Origin of the sequence: Klebsiella sp. AqSCr (assembly GCF_008452795.1) — a bacterium.
Taxonomy (GTDB): domain Bacteria; phylum Pseudomonadota; class Gammaproteobacteria; order Enterobacterales; family Enterobacteriaceae; genus Klebsiella; species Klebsiella pneumoniae.
Window position 1 is genome coordinate 1 of the sequence record NZ_MJDM01000045.1, and the last position, 17,902, is coordinate 17,902.

Consider the following 17,902-nt stretch of genomic DNA (forward strand, 5'->3'; position numbering starts at 1 on the left):
GCTCGACGACTGGACAGCGCAGCTGGCCGGGAGCCGAAGGTGTCCAGTGCGGGTGTGCTTTTAAAGCCTTTAAGGGTTAAAAAGAGACATCACAGCAGGAAGAAGAAGAGAAAGCAGACAGACAGCAGGGAGCAAGCCGGAAACGTAAAGATGCAGGCTGGAGAGAATATGTTTTTCATGCCGCCGGAAAGAAGCCATGATAAACCGGCGGCATACCAGACGGGGCGTCAGGAACGGAGCTTATTTTCCTTCCTGAACTGCGCAACGCTATACCAGATTGAAGCCAGGAAAGCGAAAACGGTGATCAGGACACGAAATTCTTCACCCGGCTCTTTCCCCTTCAGCATCAGCGTTATGATGATGCCGGCAACGATAATCCACGCAATGCCACTCCAGAGGCGCAGCTTATCCGCCACGACATTAATCAGAACAAAAGCAACGGCCAGGATAGCCCCCCACAGAGCCGGAACAGGCTGAAACGGAATAAAAAACAGGTTAATACCGGTTAAAAGCGTCACGGCTGCAAACATCAGAGACATACGCATAAAATTTCCTCCCTGGACACACTGACTATAAGAATCACTTCTGCTGCTCATCTCCGGGTTTATTATATTCGGGCGCATTTGCGCGCGGCAGCTGCTGACTGTTCAGTCGATGTACGCGGAGCCGTTCACGGAAATACTCGCGCAGGTGCTCAGGCTGTTCCCGCTCAACAAGTTCCGGCACGACGGGCTTGCTCATCCTTTCCTGCCAGGCGACAGCAGCGGCCACCTTATCAACGGCAACTTTGTCCTGCTCCTCTTTTGAAAAAGAGGCAATATTCCACTGCGACATACGCAAATTCCGCAAAAGAAGAAAAGGTATTCAGATATTACGCTCTTAATCCTTAACTGGCGACCTGTAGAGGTGAGGCCGGTACGCAGCGCCGCAGGCGTGGCGAACCGCCTCACCGGCAGGCGAAGCCTGCCAGGATTTTCGCGCGGCCGGAAGCGGCAGAGGTTCCCCCCTGCCCTGTGATTTATCGTGCCTTTCCCCCCTGAAGAATGAAATGGCCGCCAATATAGACGGCGCACTGACAGGTCATGTATTCGCAGATTTCATCCATCACCTGCGCAGTGGTCAGTTCCCGCTGACCGGCATCGCGGCGGCGGGCATTAATCAGGGCTTTGTACTGTCGCAGGATATCGCGGCTTTGTGGTGCAAGTTTCATGTGCTTTCTCCTTAACCGGCGGGCTTCCCCGCCGGATAGTAATCAGTTGCTGAATACATAGCCTTCATGGAAGACATAGCCGCTGCTGAACAGATCCCGCGCATAAGCCTCATAATCGAAATAGACGCGCAGGGATTCAGGCACCTCGTTTAACAGGCCGTGATCCTCCACAAAGCCATAAGCAAAATCCGCCTCGCTTTCAGCCTCGCCACAATACGCCTCATCAAAGGCGTCATAGTCGCACTCGCCGGTATAGTCCGCCCAGGCCACAAACGCGGCAGCGCGTCCTTCGTCCTGCGCCTGCCGGAATGCCTCGATAAACGCCCACTTAACAGAGGATTCAGAGGCAAACTGAGACGGGATCCCTTCCCAGTCCTGAAACATAAACTCGGGGTCATCCTCGGCGGCATGCAACGCCCGGCAGGCGTCATAAAATTCGTCTTCGTCGTCGAAGTCGGTTAAATCAAACCATTTGCCAAAAATACTGCCGCCGTTGTACTGGTGATATGTGCCCACGTAGACGGCCGGAACGGTTACTGATGAAGTCATTTTTGTCTCCCTGCGGGGCGGTGTAACCGCCCCGGTCGTTAATCAGTCCAGCGCGGCGTAAATAGCACTGCATTCGGGGTGAAAGGTGATGTGATTCCAGAGCTGGGCATCACGCAGCATATAAAGGCGAGTCAGCGCCGGGTTACTGCTGTCATGATGGGCCGCCAGACGGCGATTAATCGCCAGGCTGGTCAGAATAATGCCCGCCGCGTCGGCGCTGACAGTGCGATCAAACCAGTTTTCGCTACTGACCAGATGTACCCGGCCACAATCCGGCATCATGTAGCCGCCCCCCTCCGGCAGGCGAATAAAATGCCAGAAGCCGCCCTCATAGCCGGGCATCCATTTTTTGGCCAGAGCGTACACCTGTAATTCCGCGAGCATGAAATCCGTGCCGAACAGGTACGGCATAAAAGACAGGCGGTCGGACTCCTCAACATTCAGGACCGGGCATGTATTCACATACTGCATGGATAAACCTCCGTAATCACATAGACTGCGGCACCGGGTTGTGCCGTGCCGACACGACAGCCCGGCGAAAAGCGGAAGATGCAGGGGCGACACCGGAGGCCGCAGCGCAGATATAGCGCGAAGCTGGTCTGGACGGTTTTCGAGCGAAACCTGAGCGAGAAAACGACGGGAAGAACGGCGAGCATCATAAAAAAACTGCGACCGGGCGAGGATGGCGGCGTCAGCGCACCCTTGCATCTGCAGCGGCCGGGCTAAAGTGAAGGCACGGCACAACCCGTCGCGATGCAGGAGGTTGAATACAGGGTTTCTCTCCCCCGTTTTTCGACCACCGGGAGAAAAGCGGAAGCAGATGTCGCAACGCGACAGACGCAGGAATAAGGCCACGGACCGGAGGGATGGGGCCGGGTGAAGCGGAGCCGGCGGCAACGGCAAGCCGGCGACTGCCTTATCCGGGGATGGCGGCGCCAGCGAACTCCAGCCTCTGCGGCTGCCGGGCTAAAGTGAAGGCACGGCACAGCCAGCACACGGCACGGCGATAACAGAGGGTTGTGTTCACCCAAAAGGCCCGGAAACCGGGCCGGGTGGACGCGGAGCCGGCACGGCGACATCCTTATCGCACCACTCCTCCTGTGCCGGCAGGCTGACAAGGGAGGGTCCCCCTCCCCTGACGCTCCGGGCTGTCACTCCTGAGTTCTGCTGGCGCGGGCCTCTCTCACCATTTCCCTTAAAACCCGGCGATCAAACCAGCGCCGGACCGGAGTGTCCGTAAAACGCAGCTGATCAGCGATAACCCCTGCGCTCCTGATAGTTTCCTCCCGCTCGTTAACCAGGGTGAGCAGGACCGGGCAGAATCGCGCATCGCGAATAAGAATGGCATCGAGGACCTGATCCAGCCTGTCGGTTTCGTCTTCGTCCAGGCAGTTATCATGATCATACTCCACGGCCAGCAAGCGCCAGTCACCGATCCGCCTGTCCATCAGACGGGGAGTGACGGACGGCGTAAGCGCGGCGGCGATGCGCTTCGTATCCCGGTGGACGATTTCCGATATCTGCGTGAGGGAGGCTTTCAGAAAGGCCAGCAGATCGTCACATTCCGCCGCTGTCAGCCACTCCTGAGCGTAAGGCAGGCGGATAACCTGACAGTCAGCCAGCCGCTCCGGATGCGGATATGCCTGCACCGGAAAGAGATGCAGACGAGCCGGGGTTCCCGCCAGCCGCCGGGCGCTGGCGAGCAACAACGCTGCCCGGCCATACGTCAGCGGCTGACAAAGCTGTTCCGTAAGCGTGAGGATTTCCACGCCACTGAGAGAGCCGCAGGCGGCAAGCCAGCCGGGTACGGTTTCGGGGGCGACGGGCGCCATATCAACAGTGTCGGGCCAGCCAGCCTGGCGCAGCATCCGGTCGCCGTGACGCAGAATAAGCGTGTTAAGGGTTTCTTTTTTCATCATTATCGTCTCTGTCCGGGTTATATCACCCCGCCGCGTGGCGGGGCGATCTGCTGTCAGCTTTTCAGTAATGCCCGCACTTTTGCTGTATCCGCCAGGCGGCGCATTACGCTTTCCGGCACCGGGAGATTGCGATCCCGTGCGGTCCATTCCCTGTCCCACAATGCCTGTTCGGCGGTAATCAGCAGGGTTTCAAGCAGGTCAACCGGCACAGTCACCCTCTGCCCGTTCTCTTTCACCTGGTCTATCAGTGCCATCACCAGGCCGGCTGACACGCCCGACTCAAGCCGTTGTTCTTCCGGTATAGTGTCCATGCGTTCCAGTACTGCCCTTACGTCATGTTCTGAAAAGGAATATTCCATCCCGTCAGCCAGTGCTTCAATATCCGCCGGGGCCCAGATAATCAGGTTCAGCGGGGTTTCTGCGGGATATTGCTCATTCAGCATCCTGCAAAGATCTTCACGGGTTCCGTACATGTTCTCTCCTCAATCCAGAAAGCTTTCATCGAGCATCAGTGCAATATTGAACGCCTCATCCATCAGGACGCTGAGACGTCGCAGACTGATACCGGCAAGCCGTTCCGCCAGTCCGTCGTACCGGTAGTGGTACGTGTCTTCCAGCACTTTCAGGGTGGTTTTCAGGTCGCAAAGATTGTTCGCCAGCCCGGCCATATCGCGGCGCAGGGCTTCGTGTCCGTCGTAATTCATTACGCGGCCTCCGGGAGCCATTCATCGTTCGCCGCCGGGGTATTTACGGCCCGGTGCATGGCGTCCAGTCGTTCGGTTCCGGCCCGGTGGTACTGCGCCAGCATTTCGATGCCGATATAGCGGCGTCCGGCACGGTATGCAGCGACGCAGGTCGAACCGCTTCCGGCAAACGGGTCGAGAACAATCGCGCCCGGAGCGCTGAATGACTCAATCAGCGGCTGTAGCGCCTCCACTGGTTTCTGCGTCGGATGCAGGGTATTACCGGTATACGGGAAGGGCAGCACATCCGGCAGCGGTTTAAGGGGCGGCACGGGGCGGCCTTTGGCAAGGACATAAGCCCCTTCATGGCAGTAGTCCACAAATCCGCGTCGGGCCCTGGCGTTACGACGGTTGGAGGCATAGTTTTTGGTGAACACAAGCTGGCCCACGGCATAGAATCCTGCCGCCTTCCACGCGGCCATAAAGCGGTCCACACGGTTCCAGCTGTAGAAGCTCACCATCAGTGCGTCTTTTTTAAGGACGCGGTACATCTCCAGCGTGGCCGGTTGCAGCCATTCGTCCGTCACATCCCCGGCAATCTGTCTGCCCTGACGGTCCTTAAAACCGACGAGGTAAGGCGGATCGGTCACAATAAGGTCCACGGCACGGTCGGGGAATCCGCGCATCACATCAATACAGTTCCCGAGAATGAATCTGGACATGGCAGCACTCCTGTAGTCTGAGGGGGCAGGAGGCATCACCGCGATACCGTTCCCTGCCGCACGCTGCCTGTTCATCGCGTCCGGTCACGGGTCAGGCCGACCGTGGAATACCGCAGCCGTCCGTCTTTTGGACGGCAAGGATATGCCGCGAAAGCGGCTTGAAGGGCGTTCCTTAAAAGGGCGAGGGACTGGCGCACACTCTCAACGACGCCGGGCCGGAGCGGAAAAACCGCCCGTCCCGTACCAGACCGGACGCGAGACACTGGCAGCGGGCGGCAGGCTGGCGTTAACTCCAGGCGAACGGGGAATTACCGGCATACCTGTCCACAAATCCGGGGCTTAAAATTGTGGATAACCTGAAGGCAAACGACGGAGAAGCGCGGGAGAACAGACGCCACCACGTCTGTTCTTTTTTTGAACAACCGGAAAGTTTGTATCAGCGGTTCAGGGATTTATCCCCGGCCAGGGACAGGCCAATATAGACGCCAGCCCCCCAGATGACCTGCGACAAAATGAAAACCCACTGCGGAACGTCGAAAACCAGAAGCGGAAGCAGACATACCGTCACAATGCCAATCAGCCGGCTGCCAAATTTTCTGCGCACCGGTTCACTGCTGTCGACGGGAATGCGGGCGAGACGGAGAACATTTCTGAATCCTGGTGACATGAGAACCTCCCTGGGATGCCAGTCATTTGAAATCGGTATAGTAGTGGATGTGATTCGTACTGTTAGTCACCGAATGCACGCCGCATATTTTTCTTTATTTCCCGGGTATCCGCCCCGGACACCGGCGCGGCAGATGCTGCCGGCGTATCCGGTACTGCAGCTGCAGCCCTGTTCACGTCAGCGGTGCCGGCCATCTGCTGAACCAGAGCCTGCAGCTCACTGACCGAGGTGGGCGGTACCGGCATACTGGCCAGCAGGCGCGGCAGTTCAGGCGCCGTCGTGTGGAGGGCAAGACCGGTGATAATCAGGTTTCTCAGCAGATCCCCACGCAGACGGGATGACGCTTCCGTCAGCACACTTTCCACCCGTTCCCCACTCCGGCCATTCTGAAGCGTCAGGGTGTAACGCCGGCGCTGGTATTCCGTCTCCGGTGACACGGGCAGAGCAGCCCCACCATTTTCGGGCTCATCCGGAAGGCCGGTGAGTGAGGACCAGGTTCCGGAGACCAGGGCCATCACGGCGCAAAGGCGGACAGCGCTCAGCTGCCCGGCAAAGAACACCGGGATCAGCGCCGGTAAACGGGCATCCACCTGGTATACCACCGCCCCGGCGGTGGCGGCGGTACGGATGAACTCACCGCGCAGGGGCTGTGAGATGGTGCTGATGGTTGCCATCGCCGCGATGTCGGTGCGATCGTCGCTGTGCAGATAGAAAGAATACTGGCCGTCCGGCACGTTTAGTCCTCTTTATTGTAAAGGGCAATCTCCCTGGCCAGCGCCATCTGCGGATCGCCTATAACCTCGATACGGTCATGAGCCAGAGGCCAGGCCTGACGGATAGCTTCTTCTATGAGGGAAGCCCCTCCCCCGACCAGGAATACCCGGTTAACGTTCCTGAAGGCCGTCAGCTCACTGGTGACACGCGCCCCCAGGGAAGTGATCGCCTCTGTTATTTTGTTCCGAACCTCGTCGATTTTACCGGCATCGTTGATCACACGCTGCAGATACTGACGATCATTGCGGTTGCGGATGATAGTGTCAGCGATGAGGGCGCTGGTTTCGCTGTCTGCCGCACGCAGCGCGCCTGCAGCTGCGCGGGTGACCTGTGACACGCCGACAGACGGATTACCGTGCACCGCACTGATATCATCAAACTGGCCGACAATCACACCGGCATCGAGCGTGGTACCACCGAGATCGATAATCAGGGTGGTCTCAGCGGGGCCGGGTTTCAGCTCCGCGAGACGGGAGAACGCCGCCGGTAGTGATTCCGGCATCACCTTCACGTCCGTTACGGTAAATGCCCTGCCCTTATTCAGAACCAGCTCACGCATCAGGTTTTCCCGTTTGCGTCGTATGTTCTCCTCGTTCCGCTGGCAGTCCCCGTCGTAATACTCACTCAGGGGCAGCGTCACGGTCAGGCTCACCGGCTGCGGCTCCAGTCCGCTGTTCAGCAGCGCATGATGCACGGCCAGCAGGTTGAGATCACCGTACTGATATTCCACGTTTGTTGTCGGGATGGCATCCCGGCTGACGCTGTCCCAGGTGTATTTCAGCGTACCCACCTGATAGTTGAACGTTGCCGCACTGAATTCCGCCACTTTCCAGCCATGCCGGAAGGAGTTCGCAGAAACCCGGGTCTGAAGCTCATCGCCTTCAAACCATGCCAGCTTAACATTAGTTGAACCATCATCGCAGTAAATATTCATCAATATGCTCCGTTAGTTACACTCAATTTGATACCAATTATAAGAGCAAGATGAAAAAAACAAAGTAACATTTCTCAATATGAGCAATACAAAAATATCAAAATGATTAATATAAGCATTTTGAACACCTTTATTTACTCAAAATGTTCTTAAGGCATGCGATCTGGATTATCGTCACGCTGTTAAATATACTGTATGCATAACCAGTAAAAATTAGAGTGTCAGGAGGAAAGATGAAACTACAACTTTTCAGCACCGGGAAAGAACTCCCGCCACAGGCCCATCCATTGTTTGCCGATCTGGCCAGCTGCGGTTTTCCCAGCCCTGCTGCTGACTATGTCGAGTCCGATCTGGATCTCCATGATTACTGCATACGGCATCCGAGCGCGACGTACTACCTGCGTGCCAGCGGAGACAGCATGGCCGACGGCAGTCTGTACAATGGCGATCTGCTGGTTGTGGACAGTGCTGAAAAGCCGCGGCACGGCGATATCGTTGTCGCCAGCGTACAGGGGGAGTTTACGGTGAAACGGCTTCTGCTGACGCCGCGGCTGACGCTGCAGCCCATGAATGCCTCCTGGTCGCCGATTTATCCTGATCCCGACGAGCTGGATATCTTTGGCGTCGTCACGCATATCATCCACCGCCCGAGGGAGATGTACTGATGTTTGCCCTGGCCGATGTGAACAGCTTCTATGCCAGCTGTGAACGTGTTTTCCGCCCGGATTTGAAAGGAAAGCCGATAGTCGTCCTGAGCAACAACGACGGGAACGTAATCGCTCGCAGTGCCGAGGCGAAGCCCTGGATCAAAATGGGAACTCCGTGGTTTCAGATAAAAAACGAAAGGTACCCGGAAAAAATATATGCGTTTTCAAGTAATTATGAACTTTACGCCTCGATGTCGGCGCGCGTGATGAACTGCCTGGAGGAACTGGCCCCCAGGGTGGAACAGTATTCCATTGATGAGATGTTCCTCGACCTGACCGGCGTGGAGCACTGTATGGGGCTTGAGGACTTCGGCCGGCAGCTGCGTCAGCACGTGTATGACTGTACCCGCCTGACCATTGGCGTGGGCGCCGGACCAACGAAAACCCTCGCAAAATCAGCCCAGTGGGCCTCAAAAGAGTGGAAACAGTTTCGTGGCGTACTCGCGCTGACCAGGGGAAATCCGCAAAGGACGCGGAAACTGCTTTCACTGCAGCCGGTTGAAGAAATCTGGGGGGTGGGTAACCGTATTGCACGCAAGCTAAATGTGCTGGGCATAAAAACCGCGCTCGATCTGGCTCTGACGAACCCGGCCTTCATCCGCAAAAATTTTTCTGTGGTCCTTGAGCGAACGGTACGGGAACTGAACTGGGAAAGCTGCCTTTCGCTTGAGGAAGCCCCTCCGACGAAACAGCAAATTGTCTGCAGCCGCAGTTTTGGCGTGAAGATCACGGAGTACGAGTCACTCCGTCAGGCTATCTGTCAGCACGCAGAGCGGGCCTCTGGAAAACTGCGTAAAGAGCACCAGTATTGCCGGCATATTTCCGTTTTCATCAAAACGTCTCCGTTCGCCATTAAAGGGCCTTACTACGGCAACGTGGCTACGGAAAAACTTCTTACACCCACTCAGGACACCAGGGACATCATTGCAGCCGCTACAACGGCTCTGGAGCGTATCTGGAGGGATGGGCACCGGTATGCCAAAGCCGGAGTTATGCTGAATGACTTCACCGGCTCCGGCGTTTCGCAGCTGCAGCTGTTCGACGAACGCCCGCCACGCCCTCACAGTGCTGAGCTGATGAGGGTTCTGGACGGGATCAACAACTCAGGGCTGGGTAAAGTATGGTTTGCGGGGCGGGGTATGGCCTCGGAATGGCAGATGAAACGGGAGATGCTTTCTCCTGCTTATACGACACGATGGTCAGATATTCCTGCAGCGAAACTGGCGTGAAACTATGGCGATTTCACCTTGAAATTCTCAGCCTAAACTGCCTAATTACAATAAGTTAGATGTGAAATCGCCATGGCGAAATTATTGACTCAAATTTCTGTCAAGGACCTCGTTGATAGCCTTGTCCAGTTCATCCTGAATCACTTTTGACATACGGCTAAACTCATAAGTCAGCGTGCGCCCTTTCACACGCTTACGCGCGAACTTGTCCTTTTCTTCAAAAGACCAGAGTGGGGAAACCACTGACTTTTCCTTGGGAGATGGATCGATTAATGCCTGAGATGCCTGAGAAATCAGCTTCAGAATACTGGCTTTCTGTTCGTCTTCTGGTCGCTCGCCATCATTCAAAATTGCATCGAGCTGAGCTGATACAGCCTGAATGAGTTCTTCAGGAGTTAATCCCTTTTCACTAAGTTTTTCATTAACTTCTAAAAGAAGTTTATAGTCACTAAACGATAGCTCCGACTGAACCGGGAACAGAGAAATTAAGTCTTGCGGTACGGCCGCCGCCTGCAGCGCCCTGGTAACTTTAGCCTGAGATAACCCCTCCAGTTCAGCAATTTCCTTTTGATTAAATCCGGACTCTTTAAGAGCGATCAATCTCAGCCCAATCTCCCGAAGATTATGTTCTTTAGCTGTCTGGATATCTTTAGCCAGTTGGCGAGCTTCATCAGCTGATAAATGTTCTTCGGTAACCATTACATCAAGGCCTGTACGGACAAAAATTGCTGAGGCTCGCCGTCTTGAACCATCCAGTATCTCAATCCTTTCACTTTGCTTAATACCAATACAGGGAAAGAACTGCTGAAACTTAATCGTCTGGATAATGGATTTCAGGGACTCCCTGGTCAGTGCAAGTTGATCTCTTCCATTGTTTTCCTGGTTAACGAATGTCTTACTTTCAACTTCAGATGCAGGCACCCGAACAAACCTGAACGTTACCTTCCTGCCGGTTTTTAAGGTAAATACCTGGCTTCTACCGGTGTCCGTCATTTCCGCTATTGACGCCTGGGTATTTAACTGTCTGCCGATGGTTTTTCTTTTCTCATTCGACATCACATACCTCCGTTAGTACGAATGAACTCGATGCGATCAAAGACTGCCTTCGCAAAGTCTTCCGCTGCTGATTTTGCGCTTTTTAGTGCCTCTGTACTTCCATCATAGGTTGCTGGATTTGCTGAAATAACTGTGTCAAAAGTCTCCCCACAGCGTTCGAAACCATCCAGTCTCGGCAGAACCATGTCTAGCATATCGGCACCGAAAACCTCTTTGGCCTGACTATGGCAAATTTTGTGATCAGACTTGTTCAGGATCTTGGACATGAAGCCGACATTACCGATGAGATTGCAGGTGTGCCCATCCATTTCAATGGAATCTATGAGGGCAGGGAGGCTGGCCACAAACTTTAGGGAAGAATGAAAATCAACCGTCGCCGGTGGAAGAGGGGTCAACATCAGGTCTGCCGCTCCAATGCAGTTTTTCAGGAACGCATCAAGGTGAGGACCACTATCAAGGAAAATAAAGTCGTAGTCATGCTGGAGCTTGTCGATAATGTTCTCTTTAAGCACCGCATGAATATTTTTCCCTGGCAGATGTTCTTCACACAATCCCTTCCAGCCTTCAGCAAGGAATGCATCGTCAATGGAAGCGGGGATTACATCAACACCAGGGATAATAGACGGTACTATAAAATCGGAAAGTAATTCTTCTCGAGACACGTTCTGGAGCATGGCCTGAGCAGCCGTATTTTCAACCAAGCCCACTGAATTCTCATGGCTCAGGAACATTGTCAGAGATGCCTGCGGATCGAAATCGATGGCCAGAATACGCAGGTCTTCGAACAGAAGCTGAGGATGAGCTCGAAAAGCATGTGATAATGAAGCGGTAGAAACTGTCTTGGAACCACCACCTTTAAGATTACATACAAAAATCGTAAAGGCTTTATCGAAGCGATCCCTGTACTTCGGTACTTTACGATGGTTATACAGATCGATGACATTCTGAATCGTCATCGCGTATTTCATCGTATTACCAGAAGGTTTCTTTTTAAAAATGTAGCCACCGGCTTCCATTTCGGCCACAGCATACTCAACACTGCCTTTACTGAGCTTAGGCAGCTTATACAGAGCGGCTTTGCTGTATTCCTGATAGAACTCGGTAAGCTTCAATTCCTCTTTTTGCTGGCGGATACTTTCGCTCAAAGATGTCAGAAGCTTACCTGCACGTGTAGCGACTTTCCGTAACTGCTCAATATTGTCCATTTATCACCTCATGACGTTTTTTGTCATTTTGAACAAAAAGAGTCATGTTGCAAGCAAAAATTCATATTGTTTTGATTTCGCTCTCAACAGGAGAGGGGGGAAGCTCGACGGGCGTGCTACTAAATCACACTGCAGCAACACGCAGACGCACTTTTGACCATCAACAACAACTCATACAAAAGGGCTTTGAGAAAGGTATCCAACTTGCAAGACAGGAGGGTCATTCAGAAGGATTCTGATTTTAGTTACGACCAGTGCAATGCTGAGCCTTATGTATCAGCGCTCGCCGCAGCCATGTAACCGAGCGTAGCGAGCGAACTGGCGAGGAAGCGAAGAGGAACCGTTCCGGCAGATAGCTCTTACGCTCAGCACAAGAAGAGTTTTCCATCCTCTGTGGGAAACAGGTCAACTTTATGGACGCTCCGGACTATGGGAAACAGGTCAACTTCGCGGACGGTCCGGACTATGGGAAACAGGTCAACTTCACGGGCGGCCGGGAGTGTGGGGAACAGGTCAACTTCGCGGACGGCCCGGACTATGGGAAACAGGTCAACTTCGCGGGCGGCCGGGACTGTGGGAAACAGGTCAACTTTACGGACGGCCCGGACTATGGCAAACAGGTCAACTCCGCGGACGGCGCGGACTGTGGGAAACAGGTCAACTCCGCGGACGGCCCGGACTATGGGGAACAGGTCAACTTTGCAGACGGCCGGGACTATGGGAAACGGGTCAACTTTGCAGACGGCCCGGACTATGGGAACAGGTCAACTCCGCGGACGGCCCGGACTATGGGAAACAGGTCAACTCCGCGGACGGCCCGGACTATGGGAAAAAGGTCAACTTTGCAGACGGCCCGGACTATGGGAAACAGGCCAACTTTGCAGACGGCCGGGACTGTGGGAAACAGGTCAACTACGCAGACAGCCGGGATTGTGGGAAACAGGTCAAGTTAGGCAAGCACTATGGGAAATACAGCAAGTTTAGTTCCCCCCATATGTCAGCAACAAACTAAGGGGGGAGGGAAAATAAATTACAGACTATTGTTTTTTATCAAGAAAATTAAACAGCAAGCGACCATCTTCTTCAGTGGTATATGTTACCTTTAATGGCGTCTTCTCATTAATTTTCTTCAGAGCAGGTTCCAGGAAGGTACGCTTCATTTCAGCAATATTGTTTTTCTGCGAGGCAGGGAGCATAAACCTTTCACATAACCAGTCATGTGTGGTGATCCAGACACCAGTGCTCCGGAACTGACACAGGCTTTCATAAAGCCGGATGACACGAACACTATTAAGCTGGCCACAGTCATAGAGAGAATAGGTAGTGAACTGGGAGGTTAAGCCGACAAGGAATGGCATGACCTTGTAGTTAAATTCAATCTGCCAGGAACCCCGGCCTCGCTTCATTCCTGCTTCAGCCAGCCACGGACGCTTAACTTCTTCAAACTCACCTTCTTTTGGATAAAAGGTAACCGTTGATTCGCCCAGAGCATTTACCCCAGCCTTCACATCACGACTGGCGACAGACGTAGCGACATTGAAGTATTTGACGTAATCGGAAACGCTGATTTTGAAGAGCGGCAATACGTCAGAGTCATCTTCCTGGCTGTCGTTAAAATAGGCCTGCATGAGGCATAACCACAGCACACGTTTTGCCTGAAGAGGCAGGTAATATGCTGCTTCAGTCAATTCGTTAGATTGCTTTATACTGGCGCGTTTTTTAAACGTTTTAGTAGCTGGCAAGAGTGCTTGAGTATCCATTTCAATGCCTATGGGTAAATTTTTACCCACCCATAATGACAGTGAAAACAGAAATTGCAAGCTATCGCGATACTTATCCACCGGAAAAATCTGCACTTTATCCACAAGTGGATAATTGAGAACTGAACTTGACCTCTTTCCCATAGCTTGTTGATGCGTATCCCATAGCTTGTTGACACAAAACCCACTGATACGTGATTAATTTCCCATATTATGTTTACCAGTTGCCCATACAGGCCCCCTCTCAGGCCGCACTGTACGCGGCTTTCAGGCTCCCTAAAAGATGTAAAATATAGAAAAACAATAAAAAAGTACTTTATAAAAATATGCCCGTGGATAAGTGGATAACCACGAGGGGGAGGTGATTTTTCAGGCATTTAGCGTAAGCAGAATTTATAAGTTCTGTTCCCTGGTGCTTCCTCGCTCACTCGGGGCTTCGCCCTGTCGCTCGACTGCGGCGAGCACTGCTGGCTCGATCATATCCGTGGCCGGAAGATACTACTCCTCCCCCGAGTCGCTCTCCAGAGCCCGCTACAGCGAGACAACCCCCACGAAGATTTCTATCGTCCCTGCAGACATATTCGAATCGTTTTTATTAACCCTGGCTCCCGTCGTGACAGAACACTACGTCCTGTAAAAGGGGGACTAAGGCCCCTGAATCACACACCTGAAATTAATAATGCGGAGTTTTACGATAATGTCATTGCTGGAAACTTTCCTGACCGCTTCTCCCGCTTCTCAGGGGGCAACAATCCTGTTCCTTGCCATGCTGATCTACTGGCAAAAGCGATAAATCCATGCGGGCTGGCCTTTGGCCAGCTTCGCTGTATAAGGGGAAAAATGCGGCATATCCAGACATTTCACTAGGCAATTTGAATTCAGATATCTATGCTTGGGATCCGGTCAACAGGAGGTAACAAGATGAAACTTGAAACTATACATATAGATAATACCGTAAGAAGTGGTCTTAATTCTTTCACTGACGGGGTGATTTTTCGTGATACAAAGGTATTGATCACGCTCAATCTCCCGGATGGACAGAAAACCACTATTGAGGGGGAATGGCGGCATATGTCGGACGCCAACAGGTTGTCAGAACGTATTACGATGCTTCAGCATGCAATCTATGAGCAGTATGAGGAATACAGAGCAGATATTCCCGTCAGCTGGTCCAGATAACGTCTGACAGACCTCACCGGCGAGCAGGACGTTCGCCAGCATCATTCTCCTAAGTACTTAAATATTCCCTTTCAGCATGGCTACCGCATCCGCTTCGGGCATCTGAAACTGAACTCGATGCCGAGCAGCAACATCAAGTGCGAACACCTTCGTATAGACTTCCGTCGAGCTAATCGATTTGTGGCCCATCAGGCTCTGCAAAACCTTCAGTGGTATGCCGGCATACAGCATATGCATCGCGTAGGAATGACGGAACGTATGGGGGGTTACCGGTACTGAGAACGTCACCCCGTCGGCCGCTGCGGCCTCCACCGCTTCGCTAAGCCAGGTGCGCACGGTACGGTCTGTGATCTCCCAGATACGCGCCTTCTCCATTCTGCCGGTGCGCTTGTTTCGTCTTTCCAGCGGAATTTTCAGGGTGGCCACCATCATCTGCAGCTGGCTGACGTAGTGGTGATCGGAAAGCGGAACCAGGCGATGAGCCTGGCTACCGGCGGGAACTCGGCCGGCCGTTCTGGCGGCTTTCTCGGTGCGCTGCTTGAGCGTGGCCAGCTGCACGAACGGATACGGCGGCGCCAGCGAAAAATCCCCCCGGGTCAGCGCGAGCGCTTCATTAATGCGCGCGCCGGTGTTCCACAGCGTCGCCAGCAGCATCTTGCGGTGAAGATCCGGCACGTAATGGAGTAGGGCGCTCACTTCCGGCGCCAGCAGGTATTTCGGCAGTTCATCCTGCACGAGCGCCATCTGGCGCAGGGCGAGGGCGGCAGGGTAATCGATGGCCACCGGGAGCAATGTTCCGGGAGATTGCGGAGATCCAACTGGAACCAGGTTATTCATAATTTCTGTTAACTTTTTTCTTTGCCGAGAATTTTCTTCGTAATATTACCGGAGTCAGGATGACTAGCCAGCCAGAAAACAGACGAAGTCGCAAACAAAACTACTCCGTCAGTGATTACAGACACGATATTTTCGGGCACTGGTTTCAGTCCTCTTCAGTGGGTGGCTATGGAACGGGAACATTCATGCCACCAACATCCACTTGATAAAGTACAGAAAAATCACCACGCCCCCCCAGAATAAGGTCAGGTTAGCGACTTTCCCCCACAGGATAGAAAGGAGCTTTGTCTGCAGGTCAAGGAGGTATTCACTTTGCGAGGCAAGATCCCTTTCGAGCTCAACGATTTTTTCCTGCGACTGACTACACAGGGTTGCCAGCCGGATAACCCCGGTTGCCCGTTGCGCCACCTCCAGGTCAGAATCCCCGCTCTGCGGCAGAGACAGTTTTTCTGCCCGCAGTGGCAGGGCGTCACATTTCTCGTCCGGGAGCTGGCCCCCTTTCCTGTGCAACAGATGATAAAATGGACGATTCCTAAGTGAAGTAATTAACTGTTTTTGCGACCGTTTTTTGCCTTCGAGCTGCACGATTTTTTCCTGCAGCCCGCGATAACAGTCTTCCAGCCGGCGTACCGCGGATACCAGGGGCTCCACCCGGAGCGTTGAACACCTGCCCCGTGGCAACTGCAGTTCGTCTGCCCGCAGCGGCATTGAGCTGGTTTCCCCCGGCGGGAACCGGAAACCCAGCCCACGCCACAGTCTGCTCCGGCGGATCAGATTGTGAATGTTTTTCGCATCCACGGACGAAATGTGGATTTGTCTGACCAGCGTTTCCGGCGGCAGGGAGCGGGTCCAGAGCACCATCTGCTGCATGATCCAGCTGCCCACTCCCCGACCACGGGGTAAAAATTCATTCAGCATAAATTCAACACTGAACAGTTCCACACGGCCGTGCTCGAACTTCGCGACAATGGTCTGCGGTGTACTTTGTCCGTCACCGTACAGCGTCAGGCTACAGGTGATCCACAGATATGCCCCTGGCGAGTCCTCAGACCCGTAACGACATTCCTCCACCCGTCTGACGACCACAACCACCGTTTCGTTGCCCGCGCTCCCCGCCGGGACGGTCAGCAGCCACATGCCGTTATCATCAACAGACGTTTTTATGAAGGTTTTAGTTTTCGCTTCCATACCGGTCTCTTTGTCCCGTTGCGTAACTGTTACGTGGATGAATGGGTAATTCCCGTCAGTTCTGGTCTGCCATAAAACGGCCAGCGCTTGTCGCCCTGCGAGTAAACCTCGATCCACACCAGTGTGCCCTGCTCAAAATACAGGTGACAGCCGTCACTGGCGCTCAGGGTCGTCATCATCGGCAGCTGCGCAGCGGAAAACGAAACGCCCGGACCTGGTAATGCCGGCATCATTGACTGTTATCCTCCGTCTCCAGGAATGGCTCATTTGTGTTCAAATTAATCACAGTTCTGACCCACGATAAATATCGTCAGTCCCCCGGGAACCTTCATTGCGGCCAGTTCAGTACAATTCCCGGCCAGGATCTTCATGTTTTCCGCTGTGGCATCCACCGGATAAAGCGCCTGTGTCAGGAGTGACAGATTATGCTCACTGCAGGAAAGCCCCGCGCGGTGAAGACATGACAGGTACCCTTTTTTAACTGCTGCGGCATCGGCGGCATCCATCATATTGAAGTAATCCAGAGGCGCCGGCGAAAATTCCTCCTCCGCGACGGTTTCAAGAAACCGTAGCATCTCCGGGCGAACTGGCAGGGGCAGAACCGCGGCCTGAAATTCGTTACAGCTGAATCCACCGCAACTCTGCGTCGCCAGTCGCCAGCCATCGGTGTTACCGTTCGGCACAGTTACCGTAGAGGCCAGAACCAGCCCCGGCCAGCGATCTTCCCGATCAAACCCGTAATCAAAACACTGCTCAGGAATGTCCCGCAGATTCTTGCCATGTTGTCCGGGCGCTATCATCCCGAACCTGATTTGGGGAGTATGCTTATACACAGACTGGGCCTGTTCGTTAGTACTTTAGTTGAGAAACAGCGCTGGCATTTCATCTGACATCATCACATGGCGGGTCCGCTTCCCGCGAAAAATACGGCGCATCATCGGCGTAAAATCACAGGGCTCCCAGCCATAAGGCCAGGTATAGTAAATCCCGTCCTTCAGCTTACTGTCGCGTCGCTCAGGCCCTGCAACGATACGTCTGACCTCCCTGTTCAGCGCCTCACCGCGCAGGCCATACTGCCCCAGGTAGCGGCGCAGCCGCGTTCTGGGCATCCGCGGGTCAGTTTTCACGTAACCATTAACATCCATATGCTGCGTGGCGGTGATGATAGTCATGCCGTACCTGCGTATGGTGCGGAAGGCGGCGGCCATCACGTCCGTTTCGGTCTCTGGTTCGTCATATGTTCTGTTCATCTGGTTTCCTGTTATACGTTGCCGTGATGCACC

24 protein-coding genes and 1 pseudogene are annotated in these 17,902 nt (G+C 53.8%); 4 read left to right on the forward strand and 21 right to left on the reverse strand.

Annotation, left to right across the window (positions count from 1 at the left end):
• Positions 1-227: 227 nt before the first annotated feature.
• The 13 genes and pseudogenes from BHE81_RS26520 to parM form a co-directional block, all read right to left on the reverse strand.
• The gene (locus BHE81_RS26520) at positions 228-545 is read right to left on the reverse strand and encodes a hypothetical protein (RefSeq protein WP_110246719.1); all 318 of its coding nucleotides are present in this window, start codon (positions 543-545) and stop codon (positions 228-230) included.
• Positions 546-579: 34 nt separating this feature from the next.
• Positions 580-834 (reverse strand): DNA polymerase III subunit theta, encoded by a 255-nt coding sequence (locus BHE81_RS26525; protein WP_004118476.1) that lies wholly within the window; start codon positions 832-834, stop codon positions 580-582.
• 184 nt (positions 835-1,018) lie between these two features.
• Positions 1,019-1,210 (reverse strand): hypothetical protein, encoded by a 192-nt coding sequence (locus tag BHE81_RS26530; RefSeq protein WP_001568047.1) that lies wholly within the window; start codon positions 1,208-1,210, stop codon positions 1,019-1,021.
• A gap of 42 nt (positions 1,211-1,252) precedes the next feature.
• Complete coding sequence (locus BHE81_RS26535; protein ID WP_001568046.1) at positions 1,253-1,759, reverse strand: antirestriction protein ArdA; 507 nt, start codon at positions 1,757-1,759, stop codon at positions 1,253-1,255.
• A 42-nt stretch (positions 1,760-1,801) separates the two neighbouring features.
• Positions 1,802-2,230: an antirestriction protein gene (locus tag BHE81_RS28500; RefSeq protein WP_004152356.1), complete on the reverse strand. Its 429-nt coding sequence runs from the start codon at positions 2,228-2,230 to the stop codon at positions 1,802-1,804.
• Between the two features lie 680 nt (positions 2,231-2,910).
• The gene (locus tag BHE81_RS26545) at positions 2,911-3,678 is read right to left on the reverse strand and encodes a hypothetical protein (RefSeq protein ID WP_001568044.1); all 768 of its coding nucleotides are present in this window, start codon (positions 3,676-3,678) and stop codon (positions 2,911-2,913) included.
• Positions 3,679-3,731: 53 nt separating this feature from the next.
• Positions 3,732-4,151 (reverse strand): DUF1380 family protein, encoded by a 420-nt coding sequence (locus tag BHE81_RS26550; protein ID WP_041937750.1) that lies wholly within the window; start codon positions 4,149-4,151, stop codon positions 3,732-3,734.
• Positions 4,152-4,160: 9 nt separating this feature from the next.
• Complete coding sequence (locus BHE81_RS26555) at positions 4,161-4,382, reverse strand: hypothetical protein (protein WP_001568042.1); 222 nt, start codon at positions 4,380-4,382, stop codon at positions 4,161-4,163.
• A complete protein-coding gene (locus BHE81_RS26560; protein ID WP_011977792.1) occupies positions 4,382-5,083 on the reverse strand; it encodes a DNA methylase in 702 nt (233 codons plus the stop codon). The genes BHE81_RS26555 and BHE81_RS26560 overlap by 1 nt, the downstream gene beginning before the upstream one ends.
• 71 nt (positions 5,084-5,154) lie before the next feature.
• Positions 5,155-5,324, reverse strand: a pseudogene (locus BHE81_RS26565) (hypothetical protein); the annotation flags it as partial.
• 195 nt (positions 5,325-5,519) lie between these two features.
• A complete protein-coding gene (locus BHE81_RS26570) occupies positions 5,520-5,750 on the reverse strand; it encodes a hypothetical protein (RefSeq protein WP_001568040.1) in 231 nt (76 codons plus the stop codon).
• Positions 5,751-5,812: 62 nt separating this feature from the next.
• On the reverse strand, positions 5,813-6,484 hold the full coding sequence (locus BHE81_RS26575) for a plasmid partitioning/stability family protein (RefSeq protein WP_032435767.1): 672 nt from the start codon (positions 6,482-6,484) through the stop codon (positions 5,813-5,815).
• A 2-nt stretch (positions 6,485-6,486) separates the two neighbouring features.
• Positions 6,487-7,458, reverse strand: a complete 972-nt coding sequence (parM, locus tag BHE81_RS26580; protein ID WP_011977821.1) for a plasmid segregation protein ParM domain-containing protein — start codon at positions 7,456-7,458, stop codon at positions 6,487-6,489.
• Between the two features lie 233 nt (positions 7,459-7,691).
• On the opposite strand from parM, the gene umuD reads away from it, so the two are divergent.
• Together umuD and BHE81_RS26590 are read left to right on the forward strand one after the other, a co-directional pair.
• Complete coding sequence (gene umuD, locus BHE81_RS26585) at positions 7,692-8,123, forward strand: translesion error-prone DNA polymerase V autoproteolytic subunit (protein WP_001568036.1); 432 nt, start codon at positions 7,692-7,694, stop codon at positions 8,121-8,123.
• Complete coding sequence (locus tag BHE81_RS26590) at positions 8,123-9,394, forward strand: Y-family DNA polymerase (protein WP_149888858.1); 1,272 nt, start codon at positions 8,123-8,125, stop codon at positions 9,392-9,394. Before umuD ends, BHE81_RS26590 begins: the two co-directional genes overlap by 1 nt.
• 81 nt (positions 9,395-9,475) lie before the next feature.
• Here the strand turns inward: BHE81_RS26590 and BHE81_RS26595 are convergent, their stop codons facing one another.
• The 3 genes from BHE81_RS26595 to BHE81_RS26610 all read right to left on the reverse strand — a co-directional run bounded on the left by BHE81_RS26595 (position 9,476) and on the right by BHE81_RS26610 (position 13,559).
• Positions 9,476-10,450 (reverse strand): ParB family protein, encoded by a 975-nt coding sequence (locus BHE81_RS26595; protein WP_011977819.1) that lies wholly within the window; start codon positions 10,448-10,450, stop codon positions 9,476-9,478.
• Positions 10,450-11,655: an AAA family ATPase gene (locus tag BHE81_RS26600; RefSeq protein WP_011977818.1), complete on the reverse strand. Its 1,206-nt coding sequence runs from the start codon at positions 11,653-11,655 to the stop codon at positions 10,450-10,452. The genes BHE81_RS26595 and BHE81_RS26600 overlap by 1 nt, the downstream gene beginning before the upstream one ends.
• A 1,037-nt stretch (positions 11,656-12,692) precedes the next feature.
• Positions 12,693-13,559: a replication initiation protein gene (locus BHE81_RS26610; RefSeq protein ID WP_004118283.1), complete on the reverse strand. Its 867-nt coding sequence runs from the start codon at positions 13,557-13,559 to the stop codon at positions 12,693-12,695.
• Between the two features lie 535 nt (positions 13,560-14,094).
• Here BHE81_RS26610 and BHE81_RS28430 point away from each other — a divergent pair.
• On the forward strand, positions 14,095-14,208 hold the full coding sequence (locus BHE81_RS28430) for a hypothetical protein (protein ID WP_014343462.1): 114 nt from the start codon (positions 14,095-14,097) through the stop codon (positions 14,206-14,208).
• Positions 14,209-14,336: 128 nt separating this feature from the next.
• Positions 14,337-14,594 (forward strand): hypothetical protein, encoded by a 258-nt coding sequence (locus BHE81_RS26615; protein WP_013214010.1) that lies wholly within the window; start codon positions 14,337-14,339, stop codon positions 14,592-14,594.
• 57 nt (positions 14,595-14,651) lie between these two features.
• Here the strand turns inward: BHE81_RS26615 and BHE81_RS26620 are convergent, their stop codons facing one another.
• From BHE81_RS26620 to BHE81_RS26640, 5 genes are all read right to left on the reverse strand, one after another.
• Positions 14,652-15,431: a site-specific integrase gene (locus BHE81_RS26620; RefSeq protein ID WP_013214009.1), complete on the reverse strand. Its 780-nt coding sequence runs from the start codon at positions 15,429-15,431 to the stop codon at positions 14,652-14,654.
• Between the two features lie 183 nt (positions 15,432-15,614).
• Positions 15,615-16,619, reverse strand: a complete 1,005-nt coding sequence (locus BHE81_RS26625) for a hypothetical protein (protein ID WP_011977814.1) — start codon at positions 16,617-16,619, stop codon at positions 15,615-15,617.
• A 29-nt stretch (positions 16,620-16,648) separates the two neighbouring features.
• Positions 16,649-16,852: a hypothetical protein gene (locus BHE81_RS26630; protein ID WP_011977813.1), complete on the reverse strand. Its 204-nt coding sequence runs from the start codon at positions 16,850-16,852 to the stop codon at positions 16,649-16,651.
• Positions 16,853-16,897: 45 nt separating this feature from the next.
• On the reverse strand, positions 16,898-17,419 hold the full coding sequence (locus BHE81_RS26635) for a hypothetical protein (RefSeq protein WP_011977812.1): 522 nt from the start codon (positions 17,417-17,419) through the stop codon (positions 16,898-16,900).
• Between the two features lie 57 nt (positions 17,420-17,476).
• Entirely contained in the window at positions 17,477-17,869 is a 393-nt protein-coding gene (locus tag BHE81_RS26640) for a hypothetical protein (RefSeq protein WP_011977811.1), read from the reverse strand.
• Positions 17,870-17,902 lie beyond the last annotated feature (33 nt).

Bases quoted from the DNA above. Each gene is read 5' to 3' on its own strand.
- umuD (WP_001568036.1), top strand. From the start codon at position 7,692: ATGAAACTACAACTTTTCAGCACCGGGAAAGAACTCCCGCCACAGGCC.
- BHE81_RS26535 (WP_001568046.1), bottom strand. From the start codon at position 1,759: ATGACTTCATCAGTAACCGTTCCGGCCGTCTACGTGGGCACATATCAC.
- BHE81_RS26520 (WP_110246719.1), bottom strand. From the start codon at position 545: ATGCGTATGTCTCTGATGTTTGCAGCCGTGACGCTTTTAACCGGTATT.
- BHE81_RS26630 (WP_011977813.1), bottom strand. From the start codon at position 16,852: ATGATGCCGGCATTACCAGGTCCGGGCGTTTCGTTTTCCGCTGCGCAG.
- BHE81_RS26590 (WP_149888858.1), top strand. From the start codon at position 8,123: ATGTTTGCCCTGGCCGATGTGAACAGCTTCTATGCCAGCTGTGAACGT.
- BHE81_RS26560 (WP_011977792.1), bottom strand. From the start codon at position 5,083: ATGTCCAGATTCATTCTCGGGAACTGTATTGATGTGATGCGCGGATTC.
- BHE81_RS26550 (WP_041937750.1), bottom strand. From the start codon at position 4,151: ATGTACGGAACCCGTGAAGATCTTTGCAGGATGCTGAATGAGCAATAT.
- BHE81_RS26570 (WP_001568040.1), bottom strand. From the start codon at position 5,750: ATGTCACCAGGATTCAGAAATGTTCTCCGTCTCGCCCGCATTCCCGTC.
- BHE81_RS26625 (WP_011977814.1), bottom strand. From the start codon at position 16,619: ATGGAAGCGAAAACTAAAACCTTCATAAAAACGTCTGTTGATGATAAC.
- BHE81_RS28500 (WP_004152356.1), bottom strand. From the start codon at position 2,230: ATGCAGTATGTGAATACATGCCCGGTCCTGAATGTTGAGGAGTCCGAC.
- BHE81_RS26525 (WP_004118476.1), bottom strand. From the start codon at position 834: ATGTCGCAGTGGAATATTGCCTCTTTTTCAAAAGAGGAGCAGGACAAA.
- parM (WP_011977821.1), bottom strand. From the start codon at position 7,458: ATGAATATTTACTGCGATGATGGTTCAACTAATGTTAAGCTGGCATGG.
- BHE81_RS26615 (WP_013214010.1), top strand. From the start codon at position 14,337: ATGAAACTTGAAACTATACATATAGATAATACCGTAAGAAGTGGTCTT.
- BHE81_RS26530 (WP_001568047.1), bottom strand. From the start codon at position 1,210: ATGAAACTTGCACCACAAAGCCGCGATATCCTGCGACAGTACAAAGCC.
- BHE81_RS28430 (WP_014343462.1), top strand. From the start codon at position 14,095: ATGCGGAGTTTTACGATAATGTCATTGCTGGAAACTTTCCTGACCGCT.
- BHE81_RS26600 (WP_011977818.1), bottom strand. From the start codon at position 11,655: ATGGACAATATTGAGCAGTTACGGAAAGTCGCTACACGTGCAGGTAAG.
- BHE81_RS26545 (WP_001568044.1), bottom strand. From the start codon at position 3,678: ATGATGAAAAAAGAAACCCTTAACACGCTTATTCTGCGTCACGGCGAC.
- BHE81_RS26595 (WP_011977819.1), bottom strand. From the start codon at position 10,450: ATGTCGAATGAGAAAAGAAAAACCATCGGCAGACAGTTAAATACCCAG.
- BHE81_RS26640 (WP_011977811.1), bottom strand. From the start codon at position 17,869: ATGAACAGAACATATGACGAACCAGAGACCGAAACGGACGTGATGGCC.
- BHE81_RS26610 (WP_004118283.1), bottom strand. From the start codon at position 13,559: ATGGGAAAGAGGTCAAGTTCAGTTCTCAATTATCCACTTGTGGATAAA.
- BHE81_RS26620 (WP_013214009.1), bottom strand. From the start codon at position 15,431: ATGAATAACCTGGTTCCAGTTGGATCTCCGCAATCTCCCGGAACATTG.
- BHE81_RS26555 (WP_001568042.1), bottom strand. From the start codon at position 4,382: ATGAATTACGACGGACACGAAGCCCTGCGCCGCGATATGGCCGGGCTG.
- BHE81_RS26635 (WP_011977812.1), bottom strand. From the start codon at position 17,419: ATGATAGCGCCCGGACAACATGGCAAGAATCTGCGGGACATTCCTGAG.